The sequence below is a fragment of the Mycobacterium sp. E3247 genome (genome assembly GCF_001667785.1).
Taxonomy (GTDB): Bacteria; Actinomycetota; Actinomycetes; order Mycobacteriales; family Mycobacteriaceae; genus Mycobacterium.
This window is the reverse complement of record NZ_LZJG01000341.1, coordinates 1-3,049: the sequence shown is the minus strand read 5'-3', so window position 1 is coordinate 3,049 and position 3,049 is coordinate 1. Positions and strand designations below refer to the sequence as shown.

The window sequence follows — 3,049 nt, the reverse complement described above, 5'->3', positions numbered from 1 at the left end:
GTCCGGGGTCGGGGTCGTTGATGACCGCGGCGTCGGCGTGGAATGCGCTGGCGGCGGAGCTCAATGCGGCGGCGCTGAGCTACGACAAGATCATCACGGCGCTGAGCAGCGAGGAGTGGATGGGCCCGGCGTCGGCGACGATGGCCGCCGCGGTGCAGCCGTATGTGACGTGGATGACCACCACCGCGGCCCAGGCCGAGCAGGCGGCCACCCAAGCGCAGGCGGCAGCGGCTGCTTATGAGGCGGCGCTGGCCGCCACGGTGCCCCCGCCGCTGGTCGCGGCCAACCGAGCGCAGACCATGCAGCTGATCCAGACCAACGTGCTGGGCCAAAACACCCCGGCCATCACGCAGCTGGAAGCCCAGTACGGCCAGATGTGGGCCCAAGACGCCGGCGCGATGTACAGCTACGCGGGGCAGTCGGCGACGGCGACCAAGGTGACACCGTTCAGCGCGGCACCTCAGATCGCCAGCCCGTCGGCCCAGGCCACCCAGGGCGCGGCCGTCACCAGCGCGACGACCAACAGCACGGCCAGCAACACCGCCTCGGCGCTGTCCAAGGTGGTCACGTCGACGCCTAACACGTTGCAGGCCGCGGCGGCGCCGGCTGCATCCGGGCCGCCCGCGCCAACGTACAGCGAAATCTGGTATCTGCTGACGGGGCAGACCGCCTTCCCGACCAGCTTGGGGGCGCTCACGAACGGCTACAGTCCGTTCGCCAGTTTGTTCTATAACACCGAGGGTCTGCCGTATTTCAGTGTCGGTATGGGGAACTTCGGTGTGCAGATGGCCAAGACCCTGGGCATGATCGGGGGCGCGGCCCCGGCGGCGGCCAAGGCCCTGCCCGGCCTGGGTGGGCTGGGTGGTCTGCTCGGCGGTGGCGCCGGCGCGGTGCACCCGGCGGCGGCCATCGGCGGTGCGGCCTCCATCGGCGGCAAGCTGTCGGTGCCGGTGGCCTGGACCGGCGGCCCGGCGATCCCCGCGATGACCCACTCGGCCATCCCGGTCAGCGCCATCAGCGCCGCCCCCGAGGGCGCCGGGGGACCGGGCAACCTGCTCGGTGGCATGCCCCTGGCCGGCATCGGCAGCGGCACCCACGCCGGGGCCGGACCCCGATACGGGTTCCGCCCCACCGTCATGGCCCGACCCCCCTTCGCCGGATAACCGTCCGCAGCACGCGAAAGACGCTTTAGCGCGCGAAAAGTGCAGCGCTAAAGCGTCTTTCGGCGTTCGAGTGCCGGACGCGACCCGCCGGCGCGGACCTTCTCGTCCCGAGCTGAGCGGCGGCTTATCGTGGCGACTTTTCTGCGGCCGGATTTTTTCCCCGCCCGTATCGTGGATTCTCGCGTGCGTACGCGGGGCCGCCGATCAGAAGCCATTCTCCCAGCGCGGTGTTCCCGCAGCTAGTCGCATCGATCGTCGGCGCGACGCACCGCGGATGTGCCCCCGCGCGCGGGTGCGGAAACGCCCGTCGGCGAGCCGATCACCCTTGCGCGCCGTCTCGTCGAGACCGCGCCCGGACGTCGCGGCAACTTAGCCTTCGCAACAACCAAGCAAACGCTTGGCGGTCGTTCGACCGAGACCAGTTGCGAGGGAAACAGATGTCGTTCGATCCGGGGGGCTCGTCGGTGTTTGACTTCGGCGCGTTACCGCCGGAGATCAACTCCGGCCGTATGTATGCGGGTCCGGGGTCCGGGCCGATGATGGCGGCGTCGGCGGCGTGGGACGAGATCGCCGCGGAGGTCGCCACGGCGGCCAGTGGGTACGGCTCGGTCGTTTCGGAGCTGACCGGGGGACCCTGGGTGGGCGCGGCGGCATCGTCGATGCTGGCGGCAGTGGCACCGTATGCGAGTTGGCTCGGTGCGGCGGCGGCGTTGGCCGAGGAGACGGCCGGTCAGGGCCGCGCGGCCGCGGCGGCGTATGAGGCGGCGTTTGCGATGACGGTGCCGCCGCCGGTGATCGCGGCCAATCGGGCGTTGTTGGCGACGTTGGTCGCGACGAATTTCTTCGGGCAGAACACGCCGGCGATCGCGGCGACCGAGGCGCAGTACATGGAAATGTGGGCCCAGGACGCGGCGGCAATGTACGGGTATGCGGCGGCGTCGGCGACGGCCTCGACGTTGGCGCCCTTTGACCCCCCGCCGAGTACCACCAACCCGGATGGGGCGGCGGACCAGGCGTTGGCGGTGACCCAGGCCGTCCAGCAGCCGGCGGCCAACGCCGCGCAGACCGCCGCCGACGCGTCGTCTCAGCTCGCAACGCCGCAGGTGTTGTCGGCGACCGCGTCGCAAACGACACAGCAGGTCGCGGCCGCGGCCACAGGGTCGACCACGACCGGCGCCTCGCTGCAGGACATCCTGCCCAGCCCGACGAATTGGTGGTCGCTGACACCTGGTAGCTACACCACGGTTCTGAAACAGACCTCGTCCCTCTTGTATCAGTCGAACGGTCTGGCCAACTTCGGCTGGTCGATGGGCCAGCAACTGACGTTCGGTCCCGGCGGTGCGACGGCGGGTGCCGGTGGTGCCTGGTTCCCGACGCCGCAGTTCGCTCAGCTGGGCCTGGGCAATCTGGGCAGCATCGGCGGCGGAGCGGTATCGGCAGGAGCCGGAACGGCCTCTCACGTCGGGGCGCTGTCCGTGCCCCAGCAGTGGGCCACGCTAACCTCCGCGATCGGCCCGGCCGATGCCGCCGACGCCGAGGCCATCCCCGCGCAGGCGGCCGGTGCTGCGACCAGCCCGCCGGGCAACGCCCTGTTGCGCGGCATGCCCACCGGCGCCATTGGCCGGCGCACCGCCGCCGCGGGCTACTCGCACAAGTACGGCTTCCGCCACAGCATGCTCACCCGCCCACCATCGGCCGGGTAGGGGACGGGAATGAAGGCAGCTGGGTTGGGTGCCGGGCGACTCGCCGCAACCGCATTTTCGTCAAATCAAGACCCGAGCCACGCCGCACAACCAGTTAAAGGAGTCGATGATGTTGGATTTCGGGGCGTTACCGCCGGAGGTCAATTCGGCGCGGATTTATGCCGGTCCGGGGTCGGGGTCGTT

General features: G+C 70.4%; 3 protein-coding genes. All 3 read left to right on the top strand.

The genetic code is table 11. The annotated features are described in order from the left end of the window. Window positions 1–1,163 (top strand): PPE family protein (locus tag A9X04_RS18910; RefSeq protein WP_067923739.1); only part of this gene is annotated, 1,163 nt, incomplete at its 5' end. A gap of 464 nt (window positions 1,164–1,627) precedes the next feature. Beyond that, window positions 1,628–2,866, top strand: a complete 1,239-nt coding sequence (locus A9X04_RS18905) for a PPE family protein (protein WP_067923736.1) — start codon at window positions 1,628–1,630, stop codon at window positions 2,864–2,866. Window positions 2,867–2,975: 109 nt separating this feature from the next. Beyond that, window positions 2,976–3,049, top strand: a 74-nt coding sequence (locus tag A9X04_RS31600) for a PPE domain-containing protein (protein WP_156764185.1), incomplete at its 3' end; no start/stop codon positions are given.